This is a genomic window from Alteribacter keqinensis, assembly GCF_003710255.1.
Classification (GTDB): Bacteria; Bacillota; Bacilli; order Bacillales; family Salisediminibacteriaceae; genus Alteribacter; species Alteribacter keqinensis.
Genome location: NZ_RHIB01000003.1, coordinates 177,453 through 202,204 on the forward strand (window position 1 = coordinate 177,453; position 24,752 = coordinate 202,204).

24 protein-coding genes are annotated in these 24,752 nt (G+C 44.9%); 15 read left to right on the forward strand and 9 right to left on the reverse strand.

Annotated elements, in window-relative coordinates:
• Positions 1 to 5: 5 nt before the first annotated feature.
• The 7 genes from ligA (at position 6) to EBO34_RS16140 (ending at position 9,970) form a co-directional block, all read left to right on the forward strand.
• Positions 6 to 2,012: an NAD-dependent DNA ligase LigA gene (gene ligA / locus EBO34_RS16110; RefSeq protein WP_122900474.1), complete on the forward strand. Its 2,007-nt coding sequence runs from the start codon at positions 6 to 8 to the stop codon at positions 2,010 to 2,012.
• Between the two features lie 42 nt (positions 2,013 to 2,054).
• Positions 2,055 to 3,203 carry a CamS family sex pheromone protein gene (locus EBO34_RS16115; RefSeq protein WP_122900477.1) on the forward strand — a complete coding sequence of 383 codons (1,149 nt, stop codon included), beginning with the start codon at positions 2,055 to 2,057 and terminating at the stop codon, positions 3,201 to 3,203.
• Positions 3,204 to 3,831: 628 nt separating this feature from the next.
• Positions 3,832 to 5,283 (forward strand): sodium/proline symporter PutP, encoded by a 1,452-nt coding sequence (gene putP / locus EBO34_RS16120; protein ID WP_122900479.1) that lies wholly within the window; start codon positions 3,832 to 3,834, stop codon positions 5,281 to 5,283.
• A 693-nt stretch (positions 5,284 to 5,976) separates the two neighbouring features.
• A complete protein-coding gene (gene gatC, locus EBO34_RS16125; protein ID WP_122900481.1) occupies positions 5,977 to 6,270 on the forward strand; it encodes an Asp-tRNA(Asn)/Glu-tRNA(Gln) amidotransferase subunit GatC in 294 nt (97 codons plus the stop codon).
• 10 nt (positions 6,271 to 6,280) lie between these two features.
• Positions 6,281 to 7,735 (forward strand): Asp-tRNA(Asn)/Glu-tRNA(Gln) amidotransferase subunit GatA, encoded by a 1,455-nt coding sequence (gatA, locus tag EBO34_RS16130; RefSeq protein WP_122900483.1) that lies wholly within the window; start codon positions 6,281 to 6,283, stop codon positions 7,733 to 7,735.
• A 13-nt stretch (positions 7,736 to 7,748) separates the two neighbouring features.
• Positions 7,749 to 9,182 (forward strand): Asp-tRNA(Asn)/Glu-tRNA(Gln) amidotransferase subunit GatB, encoded by a 1,434-nt coding sequence (gene gatB / locus EBO34_RS16135; RefSeq protein ID WP_122900485.1) that lies wholly within the window; start codon positions 7,749 to 7,751, stop codon positions 9,180 to 9,182.
• A 335-nt stretch (positions 9,183 to 9,517) separates the two neighbouring features.
• Entirely contained in the window at positions 9,518 to 9,970 is a 453-nt protein-coding gene (locus EBO34_RS16140; protein WP_122900486.1) for a hypothetical protein, read from the forward strand.
• 249 nt (positions 9,971 to 10,219) lie between these two features.
• On the opposite strand, the gene EBO34_RS16145 is transcribed toward EBO34_RS16140, so the two are convergent.
• The gene (locus tag EBO34_RS16145) at positions 10,220 to 10,717 is read right to left on the reverse strand and encodes a GNAT family N-acetyltransferase (protein ID WP_249414151.1); all 498 of its coding nucleotides are present in this window, start codon (positions 10,715 to 10,717) and stop codon (positions 10,220 to 10,222) included.
• Between the two features lie 127 nt (positions 10,718 to 10,844).
• On the opposite strand from EBO34_RS16145, the gene EBO34_RS16150 reads away from it, so the two are divergent.
• Positions 10,845 to 11,204 (forward strand): DUF3889 domain-containing protein, encoded by a 360-nt coding sequence (locus tag EBO34_RS16150; protein WP_249414131.1) that lies wholly within the window; start codon positions 10,845 to 10,847, stop codon positions 11,202 to 11,204.
• 143 nt (positions 11,205 to 11,347) lie between these two features.
• On the forward strand, positions 11,348 to 11,980 hold the full coding sequence (locus EBO34_RS16155; protein WP_346725808.1) for a pyridoxamine 5'-phosphate oxidase family protein: 633 nt from the start codon (positions 11,348 to 11,350) through the stop codon (positions 11,978 to 11,980).
• A gap of 54 nt (positions 11,981 to 12,034) precedes the next feature.
• On the opposite strand, the gene EBO34_RS16160 is transcribed toward EBO34_RS16155, so the two are convergent.
• Complete coding sequence (locus EBO34_RS16160; protein ID WP_122900492.1) at positions 12,035 to 13,168, reverse strand: amidohydrolase; 1,134 nt, start codon at positions 13,166 to 13,168, stop codon at positions 12,035 to 12,037.
• Between the two features lie 153 nt (positions 13,169 to 13,321).
• Between EBO34_RS16160 and EBO34_RS16165 the strand changes: the two genes are divergently transcribed.
• Positions 13,322 to 13,627, forward strand: coding sequence for a DUF5658 family protein (locus tag EBO34_RS16165; RefSeq protein ID WP_122900494.1), 306 nt, complete (start codon positions 13,322 to 13,324; stop codon positions 13,625 to 13,627).
• A gap of 306 nt (positions 13,628 to 13,933) precedes the next feature.
• The gene (locus EBO34_RS16170) at positions 13,934 to 14,848 is read left to right on the forward strand and encodes a diacylglycerol kinase (protein ID WP_122900496.1); all 915 of its coding nucleotides are present in this window, start codon (positions 13,934 to 13,936) and stop codon (positions 14,846 to 14,848) included.
• A 136-nt stretch (positions 14,849 to 14,984) separates the two neighbouring features.
• Here EBO34_RS16170 and EBO34_RS16175 read toward each other — a convergent pair whose 3' ends face one another.
• The 7 genes from EBO34_RS16175 to EBO34_RS16205 all read right to left on the reverse strand — a co-directional run bounded on the left by EBO34_RS16175 (position 14,985) and on the right by EBO34_RS16205 (position 21,319).
• A complete protein-coding gene (locus EBO34_RS16175) occupies positions 14,985 to 15,914 on the reverse strand; it encodes a hypothetical protein (protein ID WP_122900498.1) in 930 nt (309 codons plus the stop codon).
• 155 nt (positions 15,915 to 16,069) lie between these two features.
• Positions 16,070 to 17,260, reverse strand: a complete 1,191-nt coding sequence (locus EBO34_RS16180) for a DUF418 domain-containing protein (RefSeq protein ID WP_122900500.1) — start codon at positions 17,258 to 17,260, stop codon at positions 16,070 to 16,072.
• A gap of 281 nt (positions 17,261 to 17,541) precedes the next feature.
• Positions 17,542 to 18,990, reverse strand: coding sequence for an alanine/glycine:cation symporter family protein (locus tag EBO34_RS16185; RefSeq protein WP_122900502.1), 1,449 nt, complete (start codon positions 18,988 to 18,990; stop codon positions 17,542 to 17,544).
• Between the two features lie 212 nt (positions 18,991 to 19,202).
• A complete protein-coding gene (locus EBO34_RS16190; protein ID WP_122900504.1) occupies positions 19,203 to 19,523 on the reverse strand; it encodes a YtxH domain-containing protein in 321 nt (106 codons plus the stop codon).
• A 24-nt stretch (positions 19,524 to 19,547) separates the two neighbouring features.
• Positions 19,548 to 20,057, reverse strand: a complete 510-nt coding sequence (locus tag EBO34_RS16195; RefSeq protein WP_183163913.1) for a DUF948 domain-containing protein — start codon at positions 20,055 to 20,057, stop codon at positions 19,548 to 19,550.
• 21 nt (positions 20,058 to 20,078) lie between these two features.
• The gene (locus EBO34_RS16200; protein ID WP_122900508.1) at positions 20,079 to 20,426 is read right to left on the reverse strand and encodes a DUF5665 domain-containing protein; all 348 of its coding nucleotides are present in this window, start codon (positions 20,424 to 20,426) and stop codon (positions 20,079 to 20,081) included.
• Between the two features lie 77 nt (positions 20,427 to 20,503).
• The gene (locus EBO34_RS16205) at positions 20,504 to 21,319 is read right to left on the reverse strand and encodes a YihY/virulence factor BrkB family protein (protein WP_122900510.1); all 816 of its coding nucleotides are present in this window, start codon (positions 21,317 to 21,319) and stop codon (positions 20,504 to 20,506) included.
• Positions 21,320 to 21,515: 196 nt separating this feature from the next.
• Here EBO34_RS16205 and EBO34_RS16210 point away from each other — a divergent pair, with 196 nt between their 5' ends.
• The 4 genes from EBO34_RS16210 to EBO34_RS16225 are packed head-to-tail and all read left to right on the forward strand — an operon-like array spanning position 21,516 to position 24,744.
• On the forward strand, positions 21,516 to 22,238 hold the full coding sequence (locus tag EBO34_RS16210) for an acylneuraminate cytidylyltransferase family protein (protein ID WP_122900512.1): 723 nt from the start codon (positions 21,516 to 21,518) through the stop codon (positions 22,236 to 22,238).
• Entirely contained in the window at positions 22,228 to 23,022 is a 795-nt protein-coding gene (locus tag EBO34_RS16215) for an SDR family oxidoreductase (protein ID WP_249414132.1), read from the forward strand. The genes EBO34_RS16210 and EBO34_RS16215 overlap by 11 nt, the downstream gene beginning before the upstream one ends.
• Positions 23,016 to 23,939: a Gfo/Idh/MocA family oxidoreductase gene (locus EBO34_RS16220; RefSeq protein ID WP_183163914.1), complete on the forward strand. Its 924-nt coding sequence runs from the start codon at positions 23,016 to 23,018 to the stop codon at positions 23,937 to 23,939. Before EBO34_RS16215 ends, EBO34_RS16220 begins: the two co-directional genes overlap by 7 nt.
• Positions 23,923 to 24,744: an SDR family oxidoreductase gene (locus EBO34_RS16225; RefSeq protein ID WP_122900519.1), complete on the forward strand. Its 822-nt coding sequence runs from the start codon at positions 23,923 to 23,925 to the stop codon at positions 24,742 to 24,744. Before EBO34_RS16220 ends, EBO34_RS16225 begins: the two co-directional genes overlap by 17 nt.
• Positions 24,745 to 24,752 lie beyond the last annotated feature (8 nt).

Here is a 24,752-nt window from a genome sequence, read left to right on the forward strand (position 1 = left end):
ACCCCATGAATCGTAACGAAGCAAAAACACAACTCAATCACTTAACGGATATGTTAAACGAATATGCCTATCACTATTATGTTCTCGATACACCAAAAGTGTCAGATGCGGAGTATGACCAGCTCCTCCGTGATCTCATTGATCTGGAAGAGCAGTATCCCGAACTTAAACGGGACGACTCCCCGAGCGAGCGTGTAGGCGGAGAGATTCTCGACCGGTTTCAAAAAGTGCAGCATGATGTTCCGATGCTCAGCCTCTCAAACGCATTTAATGACGAGGATCTCCGTGACTTTGACCGCCGTGTCCAGCAAAATACCGGCCGCCCCCACCGCTACAGCTGTGAACTTAAAATTGACGGTCTTGCTGTAACGTTAAAGTATGAAAAAGGCCGTTTTATCCTAGGTGCTACCCGTGGGGACGGAACAGTGGGGGAAGACATTACGAGTAATCTGAAGACAATTCCTTCCATTCCTCTTCGCTTAAATGAAGAAGTGGACATTGAGGTCCGTGGAGAAGCGTTTATGCCGAAGCGGTCCTTTGAGCGTCTGAATGAAGCTAAAGAAGAAAAGGGAGAGCAGCTGTTTGCGAACCCGCGGAATGCGGCTGCCGGTTCTCTTCGCCAGCTGGACCCGAAAATTGCAGCGAAACGAAATCTTGATATTTTCGTCTATTCTATTGGACAGCTGAAAGGGAAAGAAGTGGATTCCCATTACGAAGCTCTTCAGTATGTAGACCGACTCGGATTTAAGACAAACCGTGAACATAAGGTGTGCGACACTATTGACGACGTCATTGCCTATTGCGAAGGCTGGCTTGATAAACGGGCTGATCTTCCTTATGAAATTGACGGCATCGTGATTAAAGTGGACGACCTTGGTGCCCAGAAGGATCTTGGATTTACAGCAAAAAGCCCCCGCTGGGCGATTGCCTATAAATTTCCGGCTGAAGAAGTGATCACCACACTGGAAGATATTGAGCTGAACGTAGGAAGAACAGGTGTTGTCACACCGACAGCCGTTTTAACTCCGGTTGCCGTTGCCGGAACAACAGTAAAGCGTGCCTCTCTTCACAACGAAGACCTAATCCGTGAAAAAGATCTGAAGCTTGGAGATAAAGTAACAATTAAGAAGGCCGGTGACATTATCCCGGAAGTAATTAACGTCCTGACAGACCAGCGTACAGGGGACGAACGGGACTTTTCCATGCCTACCCACTGTCCGGAGTGTGAGAGTGAGCTGGAACGGATTGAAGGAGAAGTTGCTCTTCGCTGTATGAACCCGAAATGTCCCGCGCAGATAAGAGAAGGGCTTATTCACTTTGTATCCAGAAATGCCATGAACATTGACGGCCTTGGCGAGAGGGTCATTGCGCAGCTGTTTGCCCACGGTTTTGTCCACGATGTAGCTGACCTTTACCGCCTGGAAAAAGAAGAGCTGTTAAAGCTGGAGCGTATGGGAGAAAAATCAGTAGAAAATCTCCTGAACGCCATTGAAGCAACAAAAGAAAACAGTTTGGAGAAATTACTGTTCGGTCTCGGGATCCGTCATGTAGGAGCGAAAGCAGCTCAGACCCTTGCCCGGCATTTTGAATCAATGGACAATCTGCAGAAAGCAACCCAGGAAGACCTTATTGCCATTAATGAAATCGGGGATAAAATGGCAGACGCCATTGTCACTTACTTTGATAAACCTGAAGTGAGCGAGCTTCTTGAGGAACTGGCTGAAGCAGGTGTTAACATGACATACAAAGGTCCGAAGCTGATTGACACCGAAGAGTCTGACTCTGTTTTTGCAGGAAAGACAATCGTTCTTACCGGTTCCATGGAGCAGTTGACCCGTAATGAAGCGAAAAAGCAGATCGAACTGCTTGGCGGGAATGTGACAGGAAGTGTGAGTAAAAATACCGACCTCCTTATTGCAGGGGAAAAAGCCGGGTCGAAATTAACGAAAGCACAGGATTTAAACATAGAAATATGGGATGAAGCGAGAATGCTGGAGGAATTAGGTAAATAATTCCTCTGTCGACACTGTGGTCCCATGTAAGGGGTGTAGAGGATGACAAAACGACTTGGGATTATCAGTCTTGCAGGTCTGCTTTTTCTGACAGGCTGTCTGCCTGCCATGGACAGAAGTGAAGAAGAAGTGATTGTCGTTGATGAGGAAGAAGAAGATGAGGTTGAATACGTCATCACACCGACGATCGAGACACCGGAGAACTTTTACCGTAACGTCCTCCGCGACGGCCAGTACCACCGTAGCCCGACAAGGGGAAATGTCAGTTATTCCATGTCGAACCGGGTTGATATTGATCAGTTTGAAGTAGGTCTTATGGAGATTGCTTCAGCAAGCTTCAGCCAGGATGATTATTACTTCCAGGAAGGGCAGATCCTTGGCAGTAACGAAGTGAAGGCATGGCTTGGCCGTGAAAGTGAAGATAATGAACTGGGGCTCAATCCTGCTCTCGGTGACGAGGAAGACCAGGTTGACCGGTTGCGGAATTCACCGTCCATTATTTCTCACCTGATGGAGCATAACTATATGTACGAAGACGGTGAAGATGGAGTGAAACTCGGCGGCATTGTGATTGGAATCGGGCTCAGGACCATTTATTATTTCCGGGACGATGACTACACAGGCTACGAAGTTCCGTTGGACGATGATGTTGTAGAGGCCTACGGAAAAGAAGCGGCTGAGAAAATTTTGAGCCGCATGAGGGGAAAAGAAGGATTGGAAGATGTCCCGATTACGATTGCCCTGTACCAGGAGGAAAAGCGAAATTCCATCGTTCCGGGTTCCTATATTGCCATGGCTGAATCAAATGGAGACCAGCTGGGAAACTGGGAACAAATCAATGATCAGTATTATTTCTTCCCGTCAAACCAGGCAACAGAGAACAACCGTGATCATGCGGACTCCTTTAATCAATTTAAACAGGATGTTGATGACTTCTTTGGCCGTTCAATAGGTATTGTTGGAAAAGCCAGATATAAAAGCGGCAGCATTGAGGAATTAAAGATCGATGTAAACCTTCAGTCTCACGGAAAGGCAGAAATCATTGCCCTTACCCAGTATGTGAGCGGGCGGATTGAGCAGCACTTTAACATCGATGCGCCGGTGACGGTAAACCTGGAGTCGGTTAACGGAACTGAAGCTCTCGTGGTAAAGTATCCGGGACAGGATGAACCCTTTGTTCATGTCTATTAAAAAACGCATAAAAAACCGCAGTTCATATGACCTGCGGTTTTTTTCTGTGAGTTCTTGTGATGAGGGTATTCGTTTTTGCAGGGCTTAAAGACCTAAGAGGGATTGATAAAAGTTACTAATATGAGAAGATGCCATTCCTTTTTACCTAAAAAAGGTGTCAGACAAGTGTGAGGATGTGTCGATTATGTGAAAAAATGATATTTATTTTAATTTTTTTTTATGAATATATATGTCTATATAAAACTGAAAGCGGTTAAATACGAGGTTTTGGTGAATATTTATTCATTAAAACGTGCATAAAATAATATTTAGAATGTTCAAAATTAAATATTGTGTTATAGTTCTGCTTGTGCCTTGATTTTCGGAAGGAGCGGGTGCCACTTTTAAGGGCAATCACTGCATAAAGGTGAATATTGCCGTTCTGGCGAATAAGTAGGGTATATTTTGAGTAAGGTCAGTCAAAATAGCGAATGCTAACGAATACTTAAAATTGCACAAAAATAGGGGAGGGGACATTGTGGAAGATTACGCACTGACAGCAGCAACCTGGTTCTGGCTATTCGTGCCAATGCCAATTCTCGTCATTCTATCAATTATTACATTTTTCACTGAAAGGAGAAAATAACGAATGGATACGTCTACTTTAATTACGTTTATTATTTACTTAATCGGTATGCTCGCAATCGGACTTGTAGCATACAAAATGACAAGCAATTTATCTGATTATGTTTTAGGAGGACGCCGCCTGGGCGGAAGTGTCGCAGCATTAAGTGCCGGAGCGTCTGATATGAGCAGCTGGCTCTTACTCGGTTTGCCTGGTGCCATGTATGTTGCCGGGATGACAGAAATCTGGATCGGAGTCGGTCTTGCCATCGGAGCTTACTTAAACTGGCAGTTTGTTGCCGCACGTCTTCGTATGTATACAGAAATTGCAGGAGATTCCATTACACTTCCTGATTTCTTTGAAAACCGGTTCAAGGACGACAGTAAAGTCCTTCGTATTGTATCAGCCATTGTTATTTTAGTTTTCTTTGCTTTCTATACGTCCTCCGGTCTTGTCGGTGGGGCATTGCTGTTTGAATCATCTTTTGGTTTTAGTTATACACAAGCGCTTTGGATTGGTGCTATCGTTATTATTTCATATACTTTCCTGGGAGGATTTCTGGCAGTAAGCTGGACAGACTTTGCACAGGGTATCCTGATGTTCCTTGCTTTAATTATCGTACCGATTGTTGCCATCAGCCAGATGGGCGGCTGGAATGAGACCGTAAATGCTGTTGGTGCGATCGATCCGGAACGACTTGATGTATTCTCCGGAATCGGCTTTGTGGGAATCATTTCCCTGCTGGCATGGGGTCTTGGTTACTTTGGTCAGCCGCACATCGTTGCCCGCTTTATGGCTGTTAAATCCAAAGACGAGATTCCTAAAGCCCGTCTTGTCGGTATGACTTGGATGGTATTTGCCCTCTTCGGCGCCATCTTCACTGGTTTTGTAGGTATCGCATTTTTCGCAGATGCACCACTTGAAAACTCAGAGACAGTCTTTATTCAATTTACACAAGTACTCTTTAACCCATGGGTAGCTGGTTTCTTACTTGCAGCGATCCTGGCGGCGATTATGAGTACAATTGACTCCCAGCTTCTTGTTTCTTCAAGTGCGTTGACGGAAGACTTCTATAAAGCTCTTTTCCGTAAGAATGCTTCACAGAAGGAGCTTGTATGGGTTGGACGTTTCGGCGTTCTGCTTATCGCGTTGTTTGCGATCTTCCTTGCCTACAATCCTGAAGCAACGGTTCTTGAGCTTGTGGGTTACGCTTGGGCTGGATTCGGTGCCGCATTTGGTCCGGTCGTTATCCTGGCTCTTTTCTGGAAGCGGATGACGAAAACAGGTGCTCTTGCAGGTATGATTGTCGGTGGTGCGACAGTTATCCTTTGGGATCTCTTTGTGCCAAGTGACCTGTATGAAATCATTCCTGGATTCATCTTTGCATGGATCGCGGTCGTAGTATTCAGCTTAATCGGCCCTGAGCCAAGTAAAGAAATCCAAGATGAGTTTGACGAATATCAGAAGAGCCTCTAAGGCTTCTAACAGAACCTCTCCCAATGAATATTGGGGGAGGTTTTTTTACAATGTCTACCTTAAAAGAGAATTCGAGAACATGAGGATAAAGATACTATTGCTAAAAACAGGTGTCTGTTTTCATGTGTCATGTTGGGAATAATTTAGCATGGGTGTCTGTTGTCTCACTTCCTGTAAACAGAAGATGAAGCCAGCGTATCTTTCGATTTCAGCTATGTATTCTGAAGACTTTTAAGTTACAATCCTTAACAAATGAAGTTCCTCATGGTATATATCATCGCCGATCATAACCCATAAATACTTCTTCTATATTAACCTTATTTTATTCAATAAGAGTTGATGCAACCGGAATGTATGAAGAATCCTTTGGTAATGGGGCCGGGAGAGACCCCTGCAAACGAAGTGAGAACCGCCCGCGGAAAGGGAGCCCAATGAGCGGAAATAAAGTTTTACCAGAGGAAAGAAGAAAAGATAGTAGTAACAAATATGCGCAACAGCGGGTAAGGATTACAACTTAAGATAGAGATGTGACATTCATAAACTTCATAACCTTTCACTTACGCAGAAGGTGTCCCTTACTGGCATACACCGGTTTGTTGATTGTGAGGGTGATCTTTGATAAGATCAGTTTATTATTGAGAAACGGAAAGGCGCCTGTGACAGCGCCTTTATTTCATGGATGGAGGGTAAAAAATGGAGCGGATTACAAAAGCTCAGATTAAGCACGTGGCACACCTTGCCCGTCTTGAGTTCACCGATCACGAAGTAGAGATGTTCTCCGAGCAGCTCGATTCGATTATCAACTATGCAGAACAACTGAACGAACTGGACACGACAAACGTGAAACCAACGTCACACGTGTTTGATGTGAAGAACGTTCTCAGAGAAGATGAAGTCAAACCGTCACTCAGTCAGGAAGACGCATTAAAGAATGCACCTGACCAAAAAGACGGTCAAGTCAAAATACCTTCCGTGTTCGAGAAGTAGGGGTGAAAACATGTCGATATTAGATCAGCGTTTTGCTCAGATCCAGGAGCAGTTACATAAAAAAGAAATATCCGTCACAGATCTTGTTGATGCTTCATACAAACGGATAAAAGACGTAGACGAAAACATCGGTTCCTTTCTGCACCTAAACGAAGAAGGAGCAAGAAAACGGGCAGGGGAACTGGACGAGCTTCTCGGTACAGATCAAGCAGCGGGGGCTTTATTTGGCCTGCCGGCAGGAATCAAGGATAACATCAGCACTAAAGGGATTCGCACCACATGTGCGAGTAAAATTCTTGATAATTTCAAGCCTCTTTATAACGCAACCGTTATGGAAAAGCTTGAACAGGAGAGCATCATCAATATCGGTAAAGTCAACATGGACGAGTTTGCCATGGGCTCATCAAATGAAAACTCAGGCTATAAAATCGTTAAAAACCCATGGGACACAGAGAGAGTACCAGGTGGCTCCAGCGGTGGCTCGGCTGCAACGGTTGCTGCAGGCGAAGTCTTGTTCTCTTTAGGCTCAGACACAGGCGGATCCATCCGGGAACCGGCTGCATTCTGCGGCGTCGTGGGACTGAAGCCGACGTACGGCCGCGTATCCCGTTTCGGTCTGGTGGCATTTGCATCTTCACTTGACCAGATCGGACCGATTACCCGCTCTGTAGAAGATAACGCTCATGTGCTGCAGGCGATTGCAGGGCACGACCGGATGGACTCTACGAGTGCAGGGGTAGATGTGCCGAACTACAGCGATGCCCTTACAGGAGATATAAAAGGGCTTAAGATCGCTGTGCCGAAGGAGTACATTACAGAAGGGGTTGACCCTGAGGTCCGTAACAGAATCCGTGAAGCATTAGCGGCATTGGAGAAGCAGGGTGCGACAGTTGAAGAGGTTTCTCTTCCTCACACGAAGTATGCCGTGGCTACTTATTATCTGCTGGCCTCGTCCGAAGCCTCAGCCAACCTTTCCCGTTTTGACGGTATCCGCTACGGCGAGCGCGTGCAGGATGACAGCCTGATCGAAACGTATATGAAAACTAGAAGTAAATATTTCGGTAATGAAGTGAAGCGCCGGATTATGCTCGGGACGTTTGCGTTGAGCTCCGGGTATTACGATGCTCTTTATAAAAAAGCACAAAAGGTCCGTACACTCATTAAACAGGATTTCGATGAAGTGTTCTTAAAGTATGACGTGGTTATCGGACCGACTACACCGACACCGGCATTTAAGATCGGGGATAAAATTGAAGATCCTCTGACGATGTACATGAACGATATTTTAACGATTCCCGTAAACCTGGCAGGTGTACCAGCGATCAGTGTTCCGTGCGGACTTGCTGAAGGTCTTCCAGTAGGACTGCAGATTATCGGAAATCATTTCGACGAAGCAATGGTCTACCGTGTGGCCCATGCATTTGAACAATCAACAGAACATCATAAATTAAAGCCGGAACTATAAGGAGGGACAGCGAATGTCATTTGAAACGGTCATTGGACTTGAAGTCCACGTAGAGCTAAAAACAAAATCAAAGATTTTCTGCGGCTGCTCCACAGAGTTCGGCGCTCCGCCAAATACACATACCTGTCCGATTTGCCTTGGGCATCCAGGTGTGTTGCCGGTTTTAAATAAGCAGGCTGTAGACTATGCCATGCGGGCGGCGTTCGCACTGAACTGCGACGTGGCAAAAGAAACGAAATTTGACCGGAAAAACTATTTCTATCCTGACAGTCCGAAAGCGTATCAGATTTCCCAGTTTGATCAGCCCATCGGTGAAAACGGCTGGATCGATATTGAAGTGAACGGGGAGAAGAAGCGCATCGGGATCACCCGTATTCATATGGAAGAGGATGCGGGCAAGCTCACCCACGCGGATGGTGAGCACCATTCATTAGTCGATTTCAACCGGGTGGGCACGCCCCTCGTTGAAATCGTCTCCGAGCCTGATATCAGCTCACCGGAAGAGGCCTACGCCTACCTTGAAAAATTAAAGGCCATCATGCAGTACACGGAGGTATCCGACTGCAAAATGGAAGAAGGCTCTCTCCGCTGTGATGCAAACATCTCAATCCGTCCCGCCGGACAAAAAGAGTTCGGAACAAAAACAGAGCTGAAAAACTTAAACTCATTCATGAACGTCCAAAAAGGAATTTCCTACGAAGAAGTCCGTCAGGAGAAAGAACTGCTCTCCGGAGGTAAAATCCTTCAGGAGACACGCCGCTGGGATGCAGACAACAAGAAGACTATTCTTATGCGGATTAAGGAAGGATCTGACGACTACCGTTACTTCCCTGAACCGGATCTTGTGGAACTTTACATCGAAGACGAATGGAAAGAACGGGTCCGCTCGGAAATCCCTGAGCTTCCCGACGAGCGTCAGAAGCGTTACGTGAAGGACCTGGAGCTCCCTGAATACGATGCTCAGGTTCTTACCCAGCAAAAAGCCATGAGTGACTTCTTTGAAAAAGGCCTTACTCACGGAGCACCTGCAAAGCTTTTATCCAACTGGATGATGGGTGAAGTGAGTGCCTATTTAAATGCCAACGGAAAAGAAATCACAGATGTGCCAATGACCTCAGAAGGACTGGCTGGCATGATCGCTCTGATCGAAGATGGAACGATTTCCAGCAAAATTGCGAAAAAAGTGTTCAAAGAACTCATTGAAAAAGGCGGAGATCCGAAGAAGATCGTAAAGGAAAAAGGTCTCGTACAGATAACGGATGAAGGTGAAATCCGTACGATGGTCAACGATGTTCTGGACAACAACGATCAGTCCATCGAAGACTACAAAAATGGAAAAGAAAAAGCCATCGGCTTCCTCGTAGGCCAGGTGATGAAAGCTTCCCGTGGAAAAGCAAACCCTCAGATGGTCAATACCCTTCTTGTAGATGAAATTAAAAAGCGTTAGAAAGTAAAAATCCCGTTGCAAAGTTTACGCAGCGGGATTTTCAGGTTATGGGAAGGCGGGATGATAAAAAGTCCCAATTTAATTAAAATACCGTGAAACGTAATCCTTTTATTTTTAAACAGCAAAGAAAAAGCCACATCATCAGGTTAAGTAAGGAATCTTATGTTAAAGCAACGTTTAAGGGAGAATACGCCATCCTGGGGGCTTTTACCCCCGATCCTCCTGTTTGCCATTAACTTCCCACTTTGTTAGGATACATTATTGTGTGGTCCCGCAAGTATAATTCTGCTTGTCCGCACATACTTTACTTGTATTAAAAAAGGGAGGAAAACCTTATGAAAAAAGAAGCACTTCAGTTTTTCACAATGGCAAGTGTTACGATCACGTTTTTTACAGGGTTAATCTCCCTTGTAATCGTCGGCATTTGGGGCATCGGCTCCAATCTCGTACAAATAGAATCAGGATACAGCGTAATGTTGTTTGCCCTCGCTACATTCGGGTGGCTTATTCCTCTGCAGCTGCTGTCGCTGATCCGGATGCTCCCGGTGCAGCGTAGGCCGCTCCGTATCGTCTTCCCATACGTGGAGAGTCTGTTTCAAATCGGGGTGTTTGTTCTTTACCTCATCGGATTGAACACAGCCATAACAAGCGTGAATTTTACGAACATCGGAATGGTGACGTTCGCAGCAGCTATGGTTATTATGGCGAAGGTTGTATTTGCAAAAATGAACGAGTACGCACGTAAACTGAGAAAAAAGAACCTGGAAGAGTCACTGTCAAGAGATTAAAAAAACGAGGCCGACAGAACGGTCTCGTTTTCTAAGTTGTCCAGAATTTATTAAGTTCTTAACACGGGATAAACTTTTTCGTTAGACTTTTCCACGTCCGGCTCCAGCGCCTGCGAGCTCAAGGTCTTTTTATTCCATCAGAAGAAGCCGAAAAGCGGCATCAATCTGATGGCATCCCTCAAATGCTTGTTCTAAAGCATAAGAGCAACTAAGACTTTCGCCATCATGGCGAAAAGCCAAGTTTTCTTTCTACATTTCTTTAATCATACATAAAAACGTCGCGGGCTTTTCTTTCACCTGACTGTAAAACACCTTTTCATCTGTAAATCCGAGACTCCTGTACAACCGGATCGCCCTCTTGTTGAAGGTTGCCACAACCAGACGGAACCGTTTCGTACCATAGGTGTCACTGAGAAACGTGAGAACCTGTGAGAAAAACGTTTTGCCCAGACCGTTCCCGGTCAAAGCAGGCTTCATGCCAATTCCAACATCGAGATAGCGGGCATCGCGGTAAATTCCTTCTTTATAACCGCCGGGCACGCGAGCCTCCTCACCGACACAGCAAAAACCGATCACCTTTCCCCCGTGGTCCAAGCAAGCGTAGTAGTCTTCCTTGATCAGCTCGTTTATACAGTCGGTTGTCGGATCAAGATTATATAATCCGTAAGGCTCAGGGTATTTCCAGAATACAATCTCTTCTGCATGTTTACGCCTAAGCCTTACAAATGTAAATGCCTCTTTTTTCATCGTTTTCACCTCAATAAAAACTCCCGAGTCTATATGTATTCGTGATTGCATCTAAATCTCCTTTTATAGAAATGTTGAAAGGAAAGCTGGACAGACTAAAGGGAAACGGTTATCAGGAGGAAAAACAATGAAAATATTTCTGGTGATGACGATTTTACTTGCCCATTTCCACATCAATCCCCTCATGGTTTCAGCTCTTGAGAAAGAAGGAGAAGGGCTGCCTGCACAAAGGGAGCAACAGGAAGAACCTGCTTATGCAAAGTGGGGGAAGCTGGCTGTGGAAAAAGTGAAGGAGCGCTATCCTGAAGCGAAAGTGGTGGATTACCTTCATATGGGGCGGGAAGAGCTTGGAGAAGGGAAAGCCTCTGAAAAGTTTAAGCTTTGGCTGCGGGGAGAGGAACGGGAATTTGGTGTTTTCGTTACCATTACATTTGAGGAAGATTCGGATGAAGTAATTGTGATCGAATACGAAGAAACAGACAGATAAAGAGGACCGGAACCTGTTAAAGGCGAATGAAATAATAGAGAAAAAAAGAAGAGGCAATGTCTTCTTCTTTTTTTCGTGTAAAACAGACATTTAAACAAACGTTTATTTGAAAGTCGAAAAGACGGGGAAAAGGGGAAATGAACATGTTTTTTTCAGGTATAAAGCAGATAAAATCAAAAGAAGAATTAACCGGATACATTGGGGATCCGAGCCCGCTTGTAAAGGCGAAACCCATTGATCACCTGGACAGTCACTGCCGGACGTTTCTGGCTCATTCCCCTTTTGCTGTCCTTTCAACTTCCGATGAAAACGGGAGGTGTGATGCGTCACCAAGAGGAGATCATCCCGGTTTTGTCTACATTCTGGACGAGCACCACCTCATCATCCCGGAGCGCCCTGGAAATAAGCGAATGGACACTCTCAAAAACCTTCTTGAAAATAACCGTATTGGTCTGTTGTTTTTAATCCCCGGGTTCGGTGAAACGTTAAGAATCAACGGAAAAGGTGTTGTTATAAAAGATGAAGAGATTCTCGCTCCGCTGTCAGTCAGAGGAAAGGCACCATCATTGGGGATTGGCGTGGAAGTAGAAGAATGTTTTATTCATTGTGCCAAAGCGATGAAGCGTTCCGGCATCTGGGATCAGGAGCGTTGGCCGGATACAGGTGCAATGCCAACTGCTGCGAGAATGCTTTCGGACCACGCGGCTTTAAAAGGCCAGGACGAGAACGCGCTCACAAAAAGGCTGGAAAAAGGGTACAGGGAGAAATTATATTAGGGTGGAGACCGTGTAGAAGATAAAAAAAGACCCGGAGGCAGCCTCCGGGTTAACTTATTTTGAAAACACGGTTTGTCCGTTTACAACAGTCTCAACGACTTCTGCATAAGCATCAAAAGGATGCTTTGTCCATATAACGAGGTCGGCGTCCTTTCCTTCCTCAAGAGAACCTACACGATCCTCTACACCGAGGTGACGTGCGGCCTGACTCGTAATGGCACGGAACGCCGTTTCCTCGCTCAGCCCGGCTTTCACTGCAGCGGTTACCTGAGTGAGGAGGTATTCTATACCAATGACCGGATGGTCGGTTGTAATCGAAATAGGTACATCGTATTTTTCCAGCTCAACGAGGGTGTGATACCCTTTGTCTGCAAGTTCAACTTTCGAACGGGTGCTCATGGTAGGCCCTACAGATACCTGGTAACCTGATTCGGCCACTTCTTTTGCGATCAGATGGCCCTCTGTGCAGTGCTCAATCGTTAAATCGAGATCAAACTCCTTTGCGATCCGGATGGCAGTGAGAATATCGTCTGCTCTGTGTGCATGGGTTCGGAGAGGAATCTTTTTCTCAAGTACGGGAATCAGCTGTTCCATTCCAAGGTCCCGGTCTTTTAATTCTCCGTTATCTTTTTTCCTTTTATAATCCTCGGCTTTTATGAGTGTTTCCCGAAATAATCCGGCAACTCCCATTCTTGTGACGACCTTCTGCCCATGAATCCGCTTCGGGTTTTCACCGAAAGCTCCTTTCATTCCGGAAGGGTTGCGGATTAGCATATCGTCAATCACATGTCCTGCTGTTTTTAAAACAACCATCTCTCCACCGATAACATTGGCGCTTCCAGGCATTACCTGAACGGTTGTTACGCCGCATTCTCTGGCATCCTGGAATCCCCGCTCACGAGGGTTAATCCCGTCCAGCGCCCGGATGTGGGGCGTCACAGCACTTGACGTTTCGTTAAAGTCCCGTCCTTCAGCTCCGACGCCAGCTTCATGAACACCTAAATGCGTATGTACATCAATAATTCCGGGAGTAACAAACTTTCCTTCACAATCAATGGTTTCAGCATCTCCAGGAACGGTAATATGCTCCCCAACAGCAATAATTTTTTCACTGTCAATGAGGACCGTTCCATTTTTAATCGTGTTTCCGAGCCCGTCTAAAAGAGTGGCGTTTGTGTAAGCTTTCATATTCAGCATCCTTTCGAGTTCATTCATCATGAACTAATTCGATACTCTAAATATAATTCCTGCGTTTTTTCGCAATTGTAACATAATTGTGAAGTTGTTCTTTATTAAGAACTTATATACTTAAGGTAAACAAACCCTTGAGGTGAAACGGTGATGAAAAAGCTTTTGTTAAGTACAGCTCTGCTTAATATGACCGATGCTTTGCTTACGGTAGCAGGGATAAGGATGGGAGAGATTGAAGAAGCGAATCCGGTCATGGCATGGGCCTATGCCATCGATCCGTTGTTCTTTTTAACAGTCAAATTCGTGCTTACAGCAACAGCAATCATCCTTATTCCTGTGTTGCATTACCCACTGAGAAAGTCCATCGCGGGTATGGTGATCGTTGCTTTTACCGGGTATGTGTTCGTTCACGGCATTCATTTAGCATGGATTGGGTTATGGTTCGGGGTGTGGTGACTGGTGAAGGTTTCTATTGAGAACTTTTGGTGGTTTATGCAGGCTTGGGGGAAGCTTTATGAAAAACTTCAGTAGAATAATAAAGAATTCGACACCATACGGCAGACTCTTCTAAAACCCTGCAGAGGCGGAAGATGTTGTTTTATATACGTTCAAATGTGCCCATGCTATTCATAGAATAAGGATACGAGTAACCAGAGTGGCTTTGTCACAAGTGCACTGGACAGGGGGCATTTGTTCTCATTCCATGACAAGCGTGCTATACTTGGTTGAACAGGACAGGATCGTGATGGGAGCGTACCGAACATGAAAAAAGCCAGACTGATCTATAACCCTTCTTCAGGGCGTGAAAACTTCAAACGCAACATTCCATATATATTAGAGAGGCTCGAAAAGAGCGGGTATGAAGCATCGACACATGCGACTACCGGGAAAGATTGTGCAAAGCGGGCAGCGGGACTTGCAGCAGACCGGAATTTTGACCTCGTAATTGCTGCCGGCGGAGACGGAACAATTAATGAAGTGATTAACGGTATGGCGGAAAAAGAGGACCGTCCAAAACTGGGTCTGATCCCTGCAGGCACAACAAATGATTTTGCCAGAGCCCTTCAGATTCCAAAAGAAATTGAAGGATCCTGCGACGTCATTTGTGACGGTCTTGAAAAGTCTATCGATATCGGAAAAATTGAAAGTCAGTACTTTATCAATATTGCCGGAGGCGGAACGCTGACCGAGCTCACATATGAAGTGCCGAGCAGGCTGAAAACGATGATGGGCCAGCTGGCGTATTACGTGAAAGGTTTTGAAAAACTGCCTCGGATTCGTCCGAACCACGTCACGATCGAATATGACGGTAAGTGGTTTGAGGGTGAGATCATGCTGTTTTTAGTGACGAACACTAATTCAGTAGGTGGTTTTGAGAAGCTTGCTCCAAAAGCATTCATCAATGACGGACTGTTTGATATGCTGATCCTGAAAAAGACAAACCTTGCGGATGTAGTGAGACTCACAGGTGCTGCTCTACGCGGTGAGCACATCAATGACGAGCGGGTCATATATGTTCAGGCAAACAGAATTAAGATTCACTCGCAAAATGAAATGCAGTTGAACCTTGACGGGGAATACGGAGGGAAACTTCCGGGGGAATTTGTAAATCTCCATAATCACTTTACGATGATGGTACCGAACAAACCATTGTCAAACTTTCAGGAACTTTATTAAAAAAGGTGATTCAAAAGGTCTGGATTAAACCTGTTGAATCACCCTTCAAAAGCAATGGCACCTGTCTGTTTCCCCCAATCTTAGGTGGAAGGCAGACAGAGCCATTGTTTTTTATTTTGATTACGGCGCTTAATAGTCATACAGCCCCTTCACTGGAAGAATTGAGTCCTTCAATCCTGTTGTAGCTGGCAAGATATCTGAGGGTTTTTACAGTTAATTCTCCCTGCCAATCTTTCCTCGCCTGAGACTCCCATACATCTCCGTATTGTTTCCACTCCCACGAAGGGGACCAGGCTCCGTTCTTATCCTGTGTGGCAATTTCGTAGTCAAGGTTTTTTATAACCGATTCCTCAAACATGGGAAAAAAAGGAGACTCCGGGTTTGGAGCGAACCAGAGAGGCTTGGCGCAGTATGCACCCCATTTCGAAGGATCGGTAGTGACGACTTTTCTGATATGGGGTTTTATCATGTCAATCAGCTGATTTTTCCCGGGTGAAGGCATCATTTGAGAAAGACGCATATAGGCGAGTGATTCGTGCATGTCAAGCTTCTCAGCATCTTCAAGGTAGGTAAAAACCTGTTCATGCCAAATAGGGAAGAGGTCTTGTTCAAGAATTTGCGGATAGCTGTGAAAATATCCGAGTATTTCAGCACCGGGATTTATTTCAAATGTAGTTGCAGGTTCCGTAAAATGCCACCACTCTGCATGAGGTTCATTATTCATTGCTTTAAGCTTCAGGGGCCAGAATCCGCTTTCTGCGTATACGGATGAAAGGTAGTTCATGGCTTTTTGAATAAATGGATGGCTTCCTTTCGCATTCACTGCCTTTGCATACTGAAGTGCGACCGAAGTGGCAATGGGGCTGGAGGCTTTCATCCTGATATCGGGCTCGATACCGTGTCCCACGCCACCGTCTTCATTCTGATAAGGGACCAGTGCTTCCATCACATCCTCAGAGGAGCCGTTTGTAAAATAGTACTCAAACAAACGCTGATCCACGAGGCGGGCATGGGTATGGACAAAGTCTGCAGCAAGACGGAATCGTTGAAGTGATAAAGTTTTCATTATACTAGCTCCCTTTACTGAATGTCCTATCGTATCGTTGTAAATATATACTTTACCTAAACTCATACCCTGATACGATGGAAGTTAGTCATCTGTTTTGTTATTGTTTTACAAATTAAAAGAGCCCGATATGAAAACCGGACTCCTCTTTGTGGTTATTTTCTTTTTAACGATTGAGGCCGCATATACGTGCCGACACGCCAGAACCATTCCACCGGCCCGTAGGCAAACCAGCTTAGCCACCAGCGGCTTGCGAGGATTTGAAGGACGAAAACAACAATCACAATGAAAGTGCCTATGATTAACCCGAGTTCAGCAAATAACCCAAACCCATAATTAAAATACAGAAGCGTCATGATGACTGACTGGCTCAGGTAGTTGCTGAGCGCCATTCTTCCAACGTAGCCAAAGGCGGTAAACAATCTTGCAAACACGCCGGCCTGGTGAAGAAGGAGAAAGGCGGCAATGTATCCTAGTGTTAAAAACGGACCGCCGAAAATCATACTTAAATACTCGAGCTGATTGTTACCTGTAAAGACGTAAGCTCCCTTTAATGTTAGGCCAAGTGGAAAGAAAATCGAAGCGATTCTGATAAGAGTCCGCCTGTGCTCGGCCGGCCTGTGAATCCATCCTTTTTTGGCCAGGTAAGCGCCAGTAAGGAAGAGTGCGATAATCTGAAGCCCCATAAAAATGGACATGAAGACCGCAACAGCATACCCACCTTCCATATCCTGAAACGGGTCGGCTGTGACCCTGTATATGAGGGCGTCCGTATACGTCCCTTCAGAGAGCGCGGAGATTTCCTGTTCCTGAATGGTTGTGAAGTCCATGTCTCCTATAGAACCGTCGTCTGGAATAAGCCCCGGCAGGCCGATGAGTAAAAAGGTACCGACCGCCCAACCGAGTATCGTTGCCGGCTTACATTTAATAAATAAAAGAAGAAACAGACCGCTGAGTCCGTATGTAAGTAAAATGTCTCCATCCCAGATGAGATACGTGTGGAGAAGACCGAGAAAAGCAAGAATCACCATACGACGGAAAAACAGCCCGCCAAACGAACGGCCCTTTTCCTGAGTCCGCTGCCAGATCATGACCGCACCAAATCCAAACAGCATGGAGAAGAGCGGATAAAAGCTCCCTTCAAAGAAAAGAGAAAGGAAAGCGGCTACGCTGCTGTCAGCTGTCCTGAAAGTCTCGGCAAAACGCTCAAAGCTGAACATGCCATACTGAAAATACATACTGTTAACGAGTAAAATCCCGAATAAAGCAAAGCCCCTCAGACTGTCAACATGAGAAAGCCGCTCTCCCGGCTCCAGAGGCGTAAACCTCTCCTGTCGTTCATTCATCCCAAAACCCCCAGTTTCATATCAATAAACCTGCACATGATCTATACGCCCGTAAAGTCAATAAGTTTCACCAAAAGTTCAGGGGTCTGTCCCCGTACAATTTTAAGTAAGCTTCATTCCACGAAACCATAGCGCTCCACTTTCGAAGCATGATCTTTTTGTCGCTACCGCCCGTCCGGCACCCTGTGAGGCGGACCTATACAAACCGGCTCGTGACCTGTAAACCTTTAACAAACAAAAAAGACGCGACCACCACGGTGGTCACGCCTCTAAATGCTTTGTTATTTTGCCTGGCGCTGTTCTTCCTCGCCATCCCAGCATTCTGTACTTGTCAGACCTTCAATACGATCTGCCCTAAATACCGGCTCACTTTGGGTTTTACGTTGCTCCTGGTAATCTTTAAGCACTTTAAGAGCCAGTTTACCAAGAATAGCAATCACGGCTAAGTTCATGACGGCCATGAGGCCCATGAACAAGTCAGCCATGTTCCATACTAGGCTGAGCTCGGCAAGAGCACCAAGGAAAACCATACCCATTACAGCAAAACGGTAGAAGTTGATCAGGAATTTGTTTTTCTTCACAAACTCCATGTTTGTTTCACCGTAATAGTAGTTACCTACAATGGAGCTGAACGCAAACAGCAGGATCGCAATGGCAAGGAACGAGACAGCCCATCCACCGATATGTTCACTTAGAGCCATCTGGGTAATCGCGATACCTTCTTCTTCACCGAGTGTGTACACGTCAGTCAGAAGGATGACAAAAGCTGTTGCTGTACAGATAACGAGTGTATCAACGAATACACCGAGTGACTGCACAAGACCTTGTTTGGCAGGGTGCTTAACGTCAGCTGTGGCAGCAGCGTTTGGCACACTACCCATACCGGCTTCGTTGGAGAATAAGCCTCGGCGTATACCTTGCATGAGTGCGGCACCGAGTCCCCCGCCGACAACTTCTTCAAGACCAAATGCGTTGGCAATGATTAAGCTGATTACAGCCGGCAGTTCTGTAATATTTACAATGGAAATACCAAGCGCAAATACAAGGTAAATGACCGCCATCACCGGTACAATAACCTGAGTTACTTTAGCAATACGCTGAACACCGCCAAAGAAAATCAGACCGGCTAGTAGCGCAAGTACGGCACCGACAACAGCGCGGTTAACGCCATAGGCATTTTCAAATGCATGAGAAATGGTGTTGGCTTGTACCATGTTAAAAATGAAACCGAAACATAATGTAATTAAAATAGCAAAAGATATTCCGAGCCAGCGGGCTTTAAGAGCTTTTTCCATATAGTAGGCAGGTCCGCCACGGAAATTCTCTCCGTCTTTCACCTTATAAACCTGAGCTAATGTACTTTCAATAAAGGCAGTTGCAGCACCGAGGAGGGCGATTAGCCACATCCAGAATACGGCTCCGGGACCACCAAGCGACACTGCAAGGGCTACCCCGGCCAGGTTCCCTGTACCGACCCGGGAGGCCGTACTGATACAGAATGCCTGAAAGGACGAAACACCGCGTTTTCCTTCTTTTGAGATCGTGCTTTTCTCTGTAATAACCTTGAACATTTCGCCAAACAGACGGAACTGAACAAAGTTTGATCGTATAGTAAAATAAATACCCAATCCAATGAGTAAAGCAATCAGAACATAAGTCCAAAGGATATCATTGGCACCGTCGACGATCCATTCTATTGCACCGACAAAGGAATTACCTTCTCCATTCATTGATATTGTCTCCTTTTCTATTGTTTTATTGTATTTTGTTATATGACACTAATAACCTGTACTATTATATCAAAATAACTTTCTCTGTAAATGTTTATCTCATAAATGTACTTGAAAATTAAGGAAGGTAACGTTTCGGGGAAAACAGATGCGAAGGCGCAATAGTGACCCATGTTACCATTATTCAGCTTTTAAGTAAAAAAAGGCCTTAATTAAAAGGCCTGTTCGGCGGGCGGCAGCAGTTTCTGACTGCTATTTACGTGTACTTCTTCATGGGCAGCTTTAACAGCATCAGCTGTAATGGCATCCATTTCTTCTGCAACGTGAGTTTTTACGGAATCATAGACGCTTTCCAAACGACTGGCTTCCAGTTTGATTTCCTCAAACGTCCGTTCAAGACATTTTCTCTGTTCGTAGTAACGGATTTTCAATTCGTGACGGGCAGCTGAGCCGGACTTTGGTGCCATCAGTAAAGCCGTTATTCCAGCGGCAGCACTGCCTAATACAAATCCGATTCCCATGCCTTTACCCATTTTCAGATCACTCCCGGTTCTGTTCTATACGTTCATATGTTCGCGCTGAAGCTCATCAGCTACTTCAACCTCTACATCCATACGGTGCTGTTCATTTACTTTTTCCGCTGCTGCTTTTTTCTCTTTACGTTTTTTCACAAGGTAGTAAACAAAGGAAGCGGTGCGCATCCAGCCGCGTATATCTTTCTCGTCAATCTTGGTTGCTCCTTTATCCACATCACTTTGTGTGCGCTTGGAGAGTTTCACAAGAGACGAAGTGACGCGATGAGCGGACTCCCCTACGTCATTGACGATGTAGAAGATCGGGTCAAGCTGTGTGAGCTTGTGATTTACATCTGCAATTGTTTCGTTTGTGTTATAAAGAGTGAGCTTCGTTTCGCTCGTTATTTCACCAATCTGTCCCTCGAGATTCTCAACGGTTTTTGCCGTGTGGGTCAGTACTTCTGTAAGTTTTGATAACACCTTTGCGAGATAAACCACGAGTCCTGCAAATGCCAATGCGATAATAAAAATTCCAATGCCTAAAAAGTCCAAATCAATCACCCCTGCAATTTGTTAGTCTGTTGTACGGTACGTATCAATCATATCAAGAAGTCCGGCAATATACTCCCCGACAATCGGCAAAGAAACAATCTGAGTGAGAATGAGTACGAGGAGGCCGATAAAGATTGCGGTTCCCACCGTCAAGCCGACTCCACGCGCCATACCTGCAAGCAGATTTGTTTTAATCACTTCCCGTTTATTCGTGAAATGATAGGCAATATCCTTTAAATGCCCCTTTGTGGTCATTTCCTCAATTTTATCAAGAAGCTTCTCAAGGCGCTCCTGTTCTTCTTTTGATTCTGCTTCCTTGCGGTGTTTAGCGGGTACTTTACGGCTTTCCTGTTCTCTTGTAAGGGGCATAACAGTCTCCTCCTGAACAAAATGGTTCTTGTTTTCACTTACCCATCCTCGTGTACTTGTAAACGTTTGGTAAGCGGTCAGGATGGGAGGGGATCTTGTCTTGTCTCCATGGCATTAATCAGACCTCCTGTAAGGAGAACGAATCCGACGAGGTAGAACCAGATAATGAGAATGATTACGCTGCTCAGTGTTCCGTGAAGAGCAGACAGGTTCGCCATATACTGCACATACAGTGACATGCCAAAGGACGTAACCTGCCACCCGAGAGTGGCGAAAATTGCGCCGGGAACAACTTGTTTAAAGGATGACGTTACATTAGGACCAAGCTTGTACAAAAACACGAGAACCCCGAAAACAGTAACTGTACTCACAAACCACACAATCCATTCCCATGAAGCAAGAATACCGCTGGGAATGTGAAACACCGAGGCCACATAACGGTCGAGTGTGACGATAAAAAACGGAAGGATGAGCTGGATAAGGATTGCCGCGATAATGAGAATGGCAAAAAAGAGTGACAGCATCCTGATGCGTAAAAAAGAGCGTTCTTCTTTTTGGTGATGAGCAAGGTTTAGTGCTCTTATGGTAGCATGCAGGCTGTTTGTTGTAGCGAAGACGGATAACAGGAGTCCGAACGAAAGAAAGCCGCCATGTCTGATTCCAAGAAGCATGTCCTCGTTTCTGGCAATGATGGTTCCCACTTCTCCGGGTGCCATAGCAGACACATACTCAAGCAGGACTTTGCCATCGATGGGGAAAAAGCTGAGAAGTGCCAGCCCGAAGAGGAGAAACGGCACAAACATAAGGAGAAAATAAAATGCCAGCTGGGCGGATAAATCAATCACCTGGCCTTCTTTTAATTTGTGAAAAAACTGAGTTATCCATTTCACCATGGCAAGAAACTCCTTTAGTACTGGTGTATGGGATTAGGATGACCGAAAAGAAATAAATATATCAGGAGGCACGAAGCGAAGGTGATAATTCAATTTCATACTACATATTGTGGAGGATGGGAGCACTACAAAAAAATCAAATACCTTTATGCAGGCGAGTAATTAGAAAAGATTCAAAGAAACAGGAGGTCGGTGAATGAACAGTAAGAACCGAACAGTAGCTCTCATCCCTGCACGAGGGGGGAGCAAAAGCATTCCGTACAAAAACATAAAACAATTTAATGGTAAGCCTTTAATCGCCTGGACCATTGAAGCAGCATTAAAAACGCCGGAAATTGACCGTGTCATCGTTTCTACGGATGATAAGAAAATCAGTGAAGTGTCAAAAAAGTACGGGGCTGAAGTTTTCCATCGTGATAAAGAGCTGGCTTCAGATTTCGCCTTGCCGATTGATGTAATAAGGAGTGTTATTTCAAGACTGAAAACGGAAGGGGCCGCCTTTGAAACGATGGTTTATCTGGAACCCACAAGCCCTCTTAGAATCCCGAAAGACATACAGGAAACTTTACAACTTATCAATCATTCAGAGCAACCAACCCGTTATCGGTCGGCTGCTACTTATACAACAGCTGAATTAAATCCCCATAGAGCCTGGAAAATTGCAGGAGGAACACCACAAGCCTTTATTGGAGGAGCTAACCCGTGGCTTCCGAGACAATTACTGCCTGAAGCCTACCAATTAAATGGAGCCGTATATGCTTTTTGCATAGGTGATATTGATGAAAAGGCGGTTCACCTGCTCCCGGAACCTTCGGGTGCTGTTTTAATGCCCGAAGAACGTTCAATTGATATCGACAATGAAATTGATTTCATGCTGGCAGAGTTATTGCATAGGAGGGAGTACAACGTTGAACCTTGATGAATTATTTACATTAAAGGGGAAGATTGCACTTGTCACAGGGGGAGCGGGTTATTTAGGAACTGAAATCAGTGCAACATTAGCGGAACTGGGAGCAACGGTGATAGTAGCAAGCCGGAACTACAATAAATGTCAAAAAAAATGTGAAGAAATACAAAAAAGCCTTCCAAAAGGGGGAGATCTCTTTCCGCTTACACTTGATTTAATGAACAAAGTGTCTATCGATCATTGCTTTAAAAAAATTGAAGACCAATTTGGCAGCCTTGACATCCTTGTAAACAATGCCTGGTCGGGTAACAAGAATTCATTTGAAACGATAACAGACCAAGATTGGGAATATGACATTGATATGAGTTTAAATTCAGTATTTTATTGTACTAAGAAAGCAGTGAAGGGGCTGATTGAAAAGAAAGGCGTTATATTGAATGTCACGTCCATGTACGGGCACGTTGCACCTGATTACCGAATTTATGATGGAAAAGAATTTACCAACCCCCCAAGTTATGGAGCAGCAAAAGCAGGAGTCATCCAATTCTCAAAGTATTTAGCAAGTTTCTTGTCTCCACATGGAATTCGTGTGAATTGCCTGAGCCCTGGTCCTTTTCCACACGAACAAACACAGGAAAACAAGGAATTTATTCAAAAGCTGGCTTCTAAGAACCCTATGAACAGAATAGGGAAAGCATATGAAATAAAGGGAGCTGTGGCACTTTTATGTACAAATGCCTCAAGCTATATGACAGGACAGAATATCTGCGTTGATGGTGGATGGGCTGTATGGTAAAGAATGTAGGAATAGTCGGATACAATAAGGGGAACGGACATCCGTTTTCTTTTTCAGCTATCATTAATGGGTATGCCCCTTCACTAATTACGTCTGCAGGATGGGAAGTTATCCGTAACTATCTTGACAGGAGAGACCTTTCTGAGTTTGGGTTCGGTAATATAAAAGTGACCCATGCCTGGACACAAGACCCTTTAACTACCAAGCAACTTTGTAAAGCTTGCTTTATACCTAATGCAATAACAAATATCGAGGATATGTGTAATGAAGTGGATGCTGTGATTATAGCAAGAGATGATTTTGAATGTCATAAAAGCCTGTCAGCACATTTTCTTGAAAAAGATATTCCTGTATTTATTGATAAGCCGCTCTCTGTTAAAGAAGAAGAGTTAAAGTACTTTACACCATTCCTGATGCATGGAAAGCTGATGTCGTGTTCTTCTATGAGGTTTGCCCGTGAATTGGACTCTTATCATTCAGACCCTTTAATTTATGGAAAATTGCATCTCATACGTGCGGCTGGCCCATTGTCCTGGGTTAAGTACGGAATACATCTGCTGGAAGCCATTATCCCTTTTTATCCTTCAGAACCTCTCTCGGTCCTCTATCATTCATCAACTCACGATTCCTATATTATCAGGTTCAAAGATCATACTACCTTGTTAGTCAATACACTGGGGAATTTAAAGGTTCCTTTTCTTATTGATTTTTTTGGAGAGAAGACCCATTCCCAGACAATTATAAATGATAATTTCTCAATGTTTCGCAGGACATTATGGCACTTTTTCAAATCTATCGAGACAAAGAAGCCGGAAATTTCCCCTGCAAGCACGTTAACGTTGATGAAAGTTTTAATGGCAGGCACTCAATCGAAGGCTGGAAAGGGGGAGGTTTACTTAGATGAAATCGTCATTTAGTGAAAAGTTCCTGTTGAAGGGAAAAACAGCACTCATAACTGGAGCACTTGGAATACTTGGGAAACGTTTTTGTGAAGGCATGGCGGAATCCGGAGCAAATGTGGTGGTAGTGGATGTTGAAGAAGATAGTTGTACAGCATTTGCAAAATACCTGTCACGTTTATATAAAACCGATTGCTTAGGTATTGGATGCGATATTACCTCCCCCGATCAGGTTGATAAGATGGTGAATAAAGTCATTAATAAGTATTCTGAAATAGATATCCTCCACAATAACGCAGCCACGAAAACACAGAATTTAAAGGAATATTTTACTTCTTTTGAGGAATACAAACTCGGAACCTGGAGGGAAGTCATGGCGGTAAATGTTGAGGGAATGTATCTGACAGCACAAAAGGTAGGCAGTCAAATGTTGAAGCAACAACGTGGTGTCATTATTCAAACTTCCTCGATTTATGGTATTAAAGGAGTCGACAATCGCATATATGCAGGCTCTAAATATCTGGGCATGGAAATAAACACTCCTGCGGTATATGCCGCTTCAAAAGCAGCAGTCTGGGGTTTGACACAATACTTGGCGACGTATTGGGCTGATAAGGGCATTCGAGTAAACATGTTAAGCCCCGGAGGCATAGAAAGCGGTCAAAATGAGACTTTTATTCGAAAGTATTCTCATAGAGTACCTATGGCACGGATGGGGCAGCCTGACGAGCTGGTTGGAGCCTTACTATTTTTAGCCTCGGAGGCATCTTCTTATATAACTGGTCAGAATATTGTGGTAGATGGTGGCTTAACTGCTTGGTGACCGGGAAA

Coding starts and splice junctions, on each gene's coding strand:
- ligA (WP_122900474.1), top strand. CDS start 6: ATGAATCGTAACGAAGCAAAAACACAACTCAATCACTTAACGGATATG.
- EBO34_RS16115 (WP_122900477.1), top strand. CDS start 2,055: ATGACAAAACGACTTGGGATTATCAGTCTTGCAGGTCTGCTTTTTCTG.
- putP (WP_122900479.1), top strand. CDS start 3,832: ATGGATACGTCTACTTTAATTACGTTTATTATTTACTTAATCGGTATG.
- gatC (WP_122900481.1), top strand. CDS start 5,977: ATGGAGCGGATTACAAAAGCTCAGATTAAGCACGTGGCACACCTTGCC.
- gatA (WP_122900483.1), top strand. CDS start 6,281: ATGTCGATATTAGATCAGCGTTTTGCTCAGATCCAGGAGCAGTTACAT.
- gatB (WP_122900485.1), top strand. CDS start 7,749: ATGTCATTTGAAACGGTCATTGGACTTGAAGTCCACGTAGAGCTAAAA.
- EBO34_RS16140 (WP_122900486.1), top strand. CDS start 9,518: ATGAAAAAAGAAGCACTTCAGTTTTTCACAATGGCAAGTGTTACGATC.
- EBO34_RS16145 (WP_249414151.1), bottom strand. CDS start 10,717: ATGAAAAAAGAGGCATTTACATTTGTAAGGCTTAGGCGTAAACATGCA.
- EBO34_RS16150 (WP_249414131.1), top strand. CDS start 10,845: ATGAAAATATTTCTGGTGATGACGATTTTACTTGCCCATTTCCACATC.
- EBO34_RS16155 (WP_346725808.1), top strand. CDS start 11,348: ATGTTTTTTTCAGGTATAAAGCAGATAAAATCAAAAGAAGAATTAACC.
- EBO34_RS16160 (WP_122900492.1), bottom strand. CDS start 13,168: ATGAAAGCTTACACAAACGCCACTCTTTTAGACGGGCTCGGAAACACG.
- EBO34_RS16165 (WP_122900494.1), top strand. CDS start 13,322: ATGAAAAAGCTTTTGTTAAGTACAGCTCTGCTTAATATGACCGATGCT.
- EBO34_RS16170 (WP_122900496.1), top strand. CDS start 13,934: ATGAAAAAAGCCAGACTGATCTATAACCCTTCTTCAGGGCGTGAAAAC.
- EBO34_RS16175 (WP_122900498.1), bottom strand. CDS start 15,914: ATGAAAACTTTATCACTTCAACGATTCCGTCTTGCTGCAGACTTTGTC.
- EBO34_RS16180 (WP_122900500.1), bottom strand. CDS start 17,260: ATGAATGAACGACAGGAGAGGTTTACGCCTCTGGAGCCGGGAGAGCGG.
- EBO34_RS16185 (WP_122900502.1), bottom strand. CDS start 18,990: ATGAATGGAGAAGGTAATTCCTTTGTCGGTGCAATAGAATGGATCGTC.
- EBO34_RS16190 (WP_122900504.1), bottom strand. CDS start 19,523: ATGGGTAAAGGCATGGGAATCGGATTTGTATTAGGCAGTGCTGCCGCT.
- EBO34_RS16200 (WP_122900508.1), bottom strand. CDS start 20,426: ATGCCCCTTACAAGAGAACAGGAAAGCCGTAAAGTACCCGCTAAACAC.
- EBO34_RS16205 (WP_122900510.1), bottom strand. CDS start 21,319: ATGGTGAAATGGATAACTCAGTTTTTTCACAAATTAAAAGAAGGCCAG.
- EBO34_RS16210 (WP_122900512.1), top strand. CDS start 21,516: ATGAACAGTAAGAACCGAACAGTAGCTCTCATCCCTGCACGAGGGGGG.
- EBO34_RS16220 (WP_183163914.1), top strand. CDS start 23,016: ATGGTAAAGAATGTAGGAATAGTCGGATACAATAAGGGGAACGGACAT.
- EBO34_RS16225 (WP_122900519.1), top strand. CDS start 23,923: ATGAAATCGTCATTTAGTGAAAAGTTCCTGTTGAAGGGAAAAACAGCA.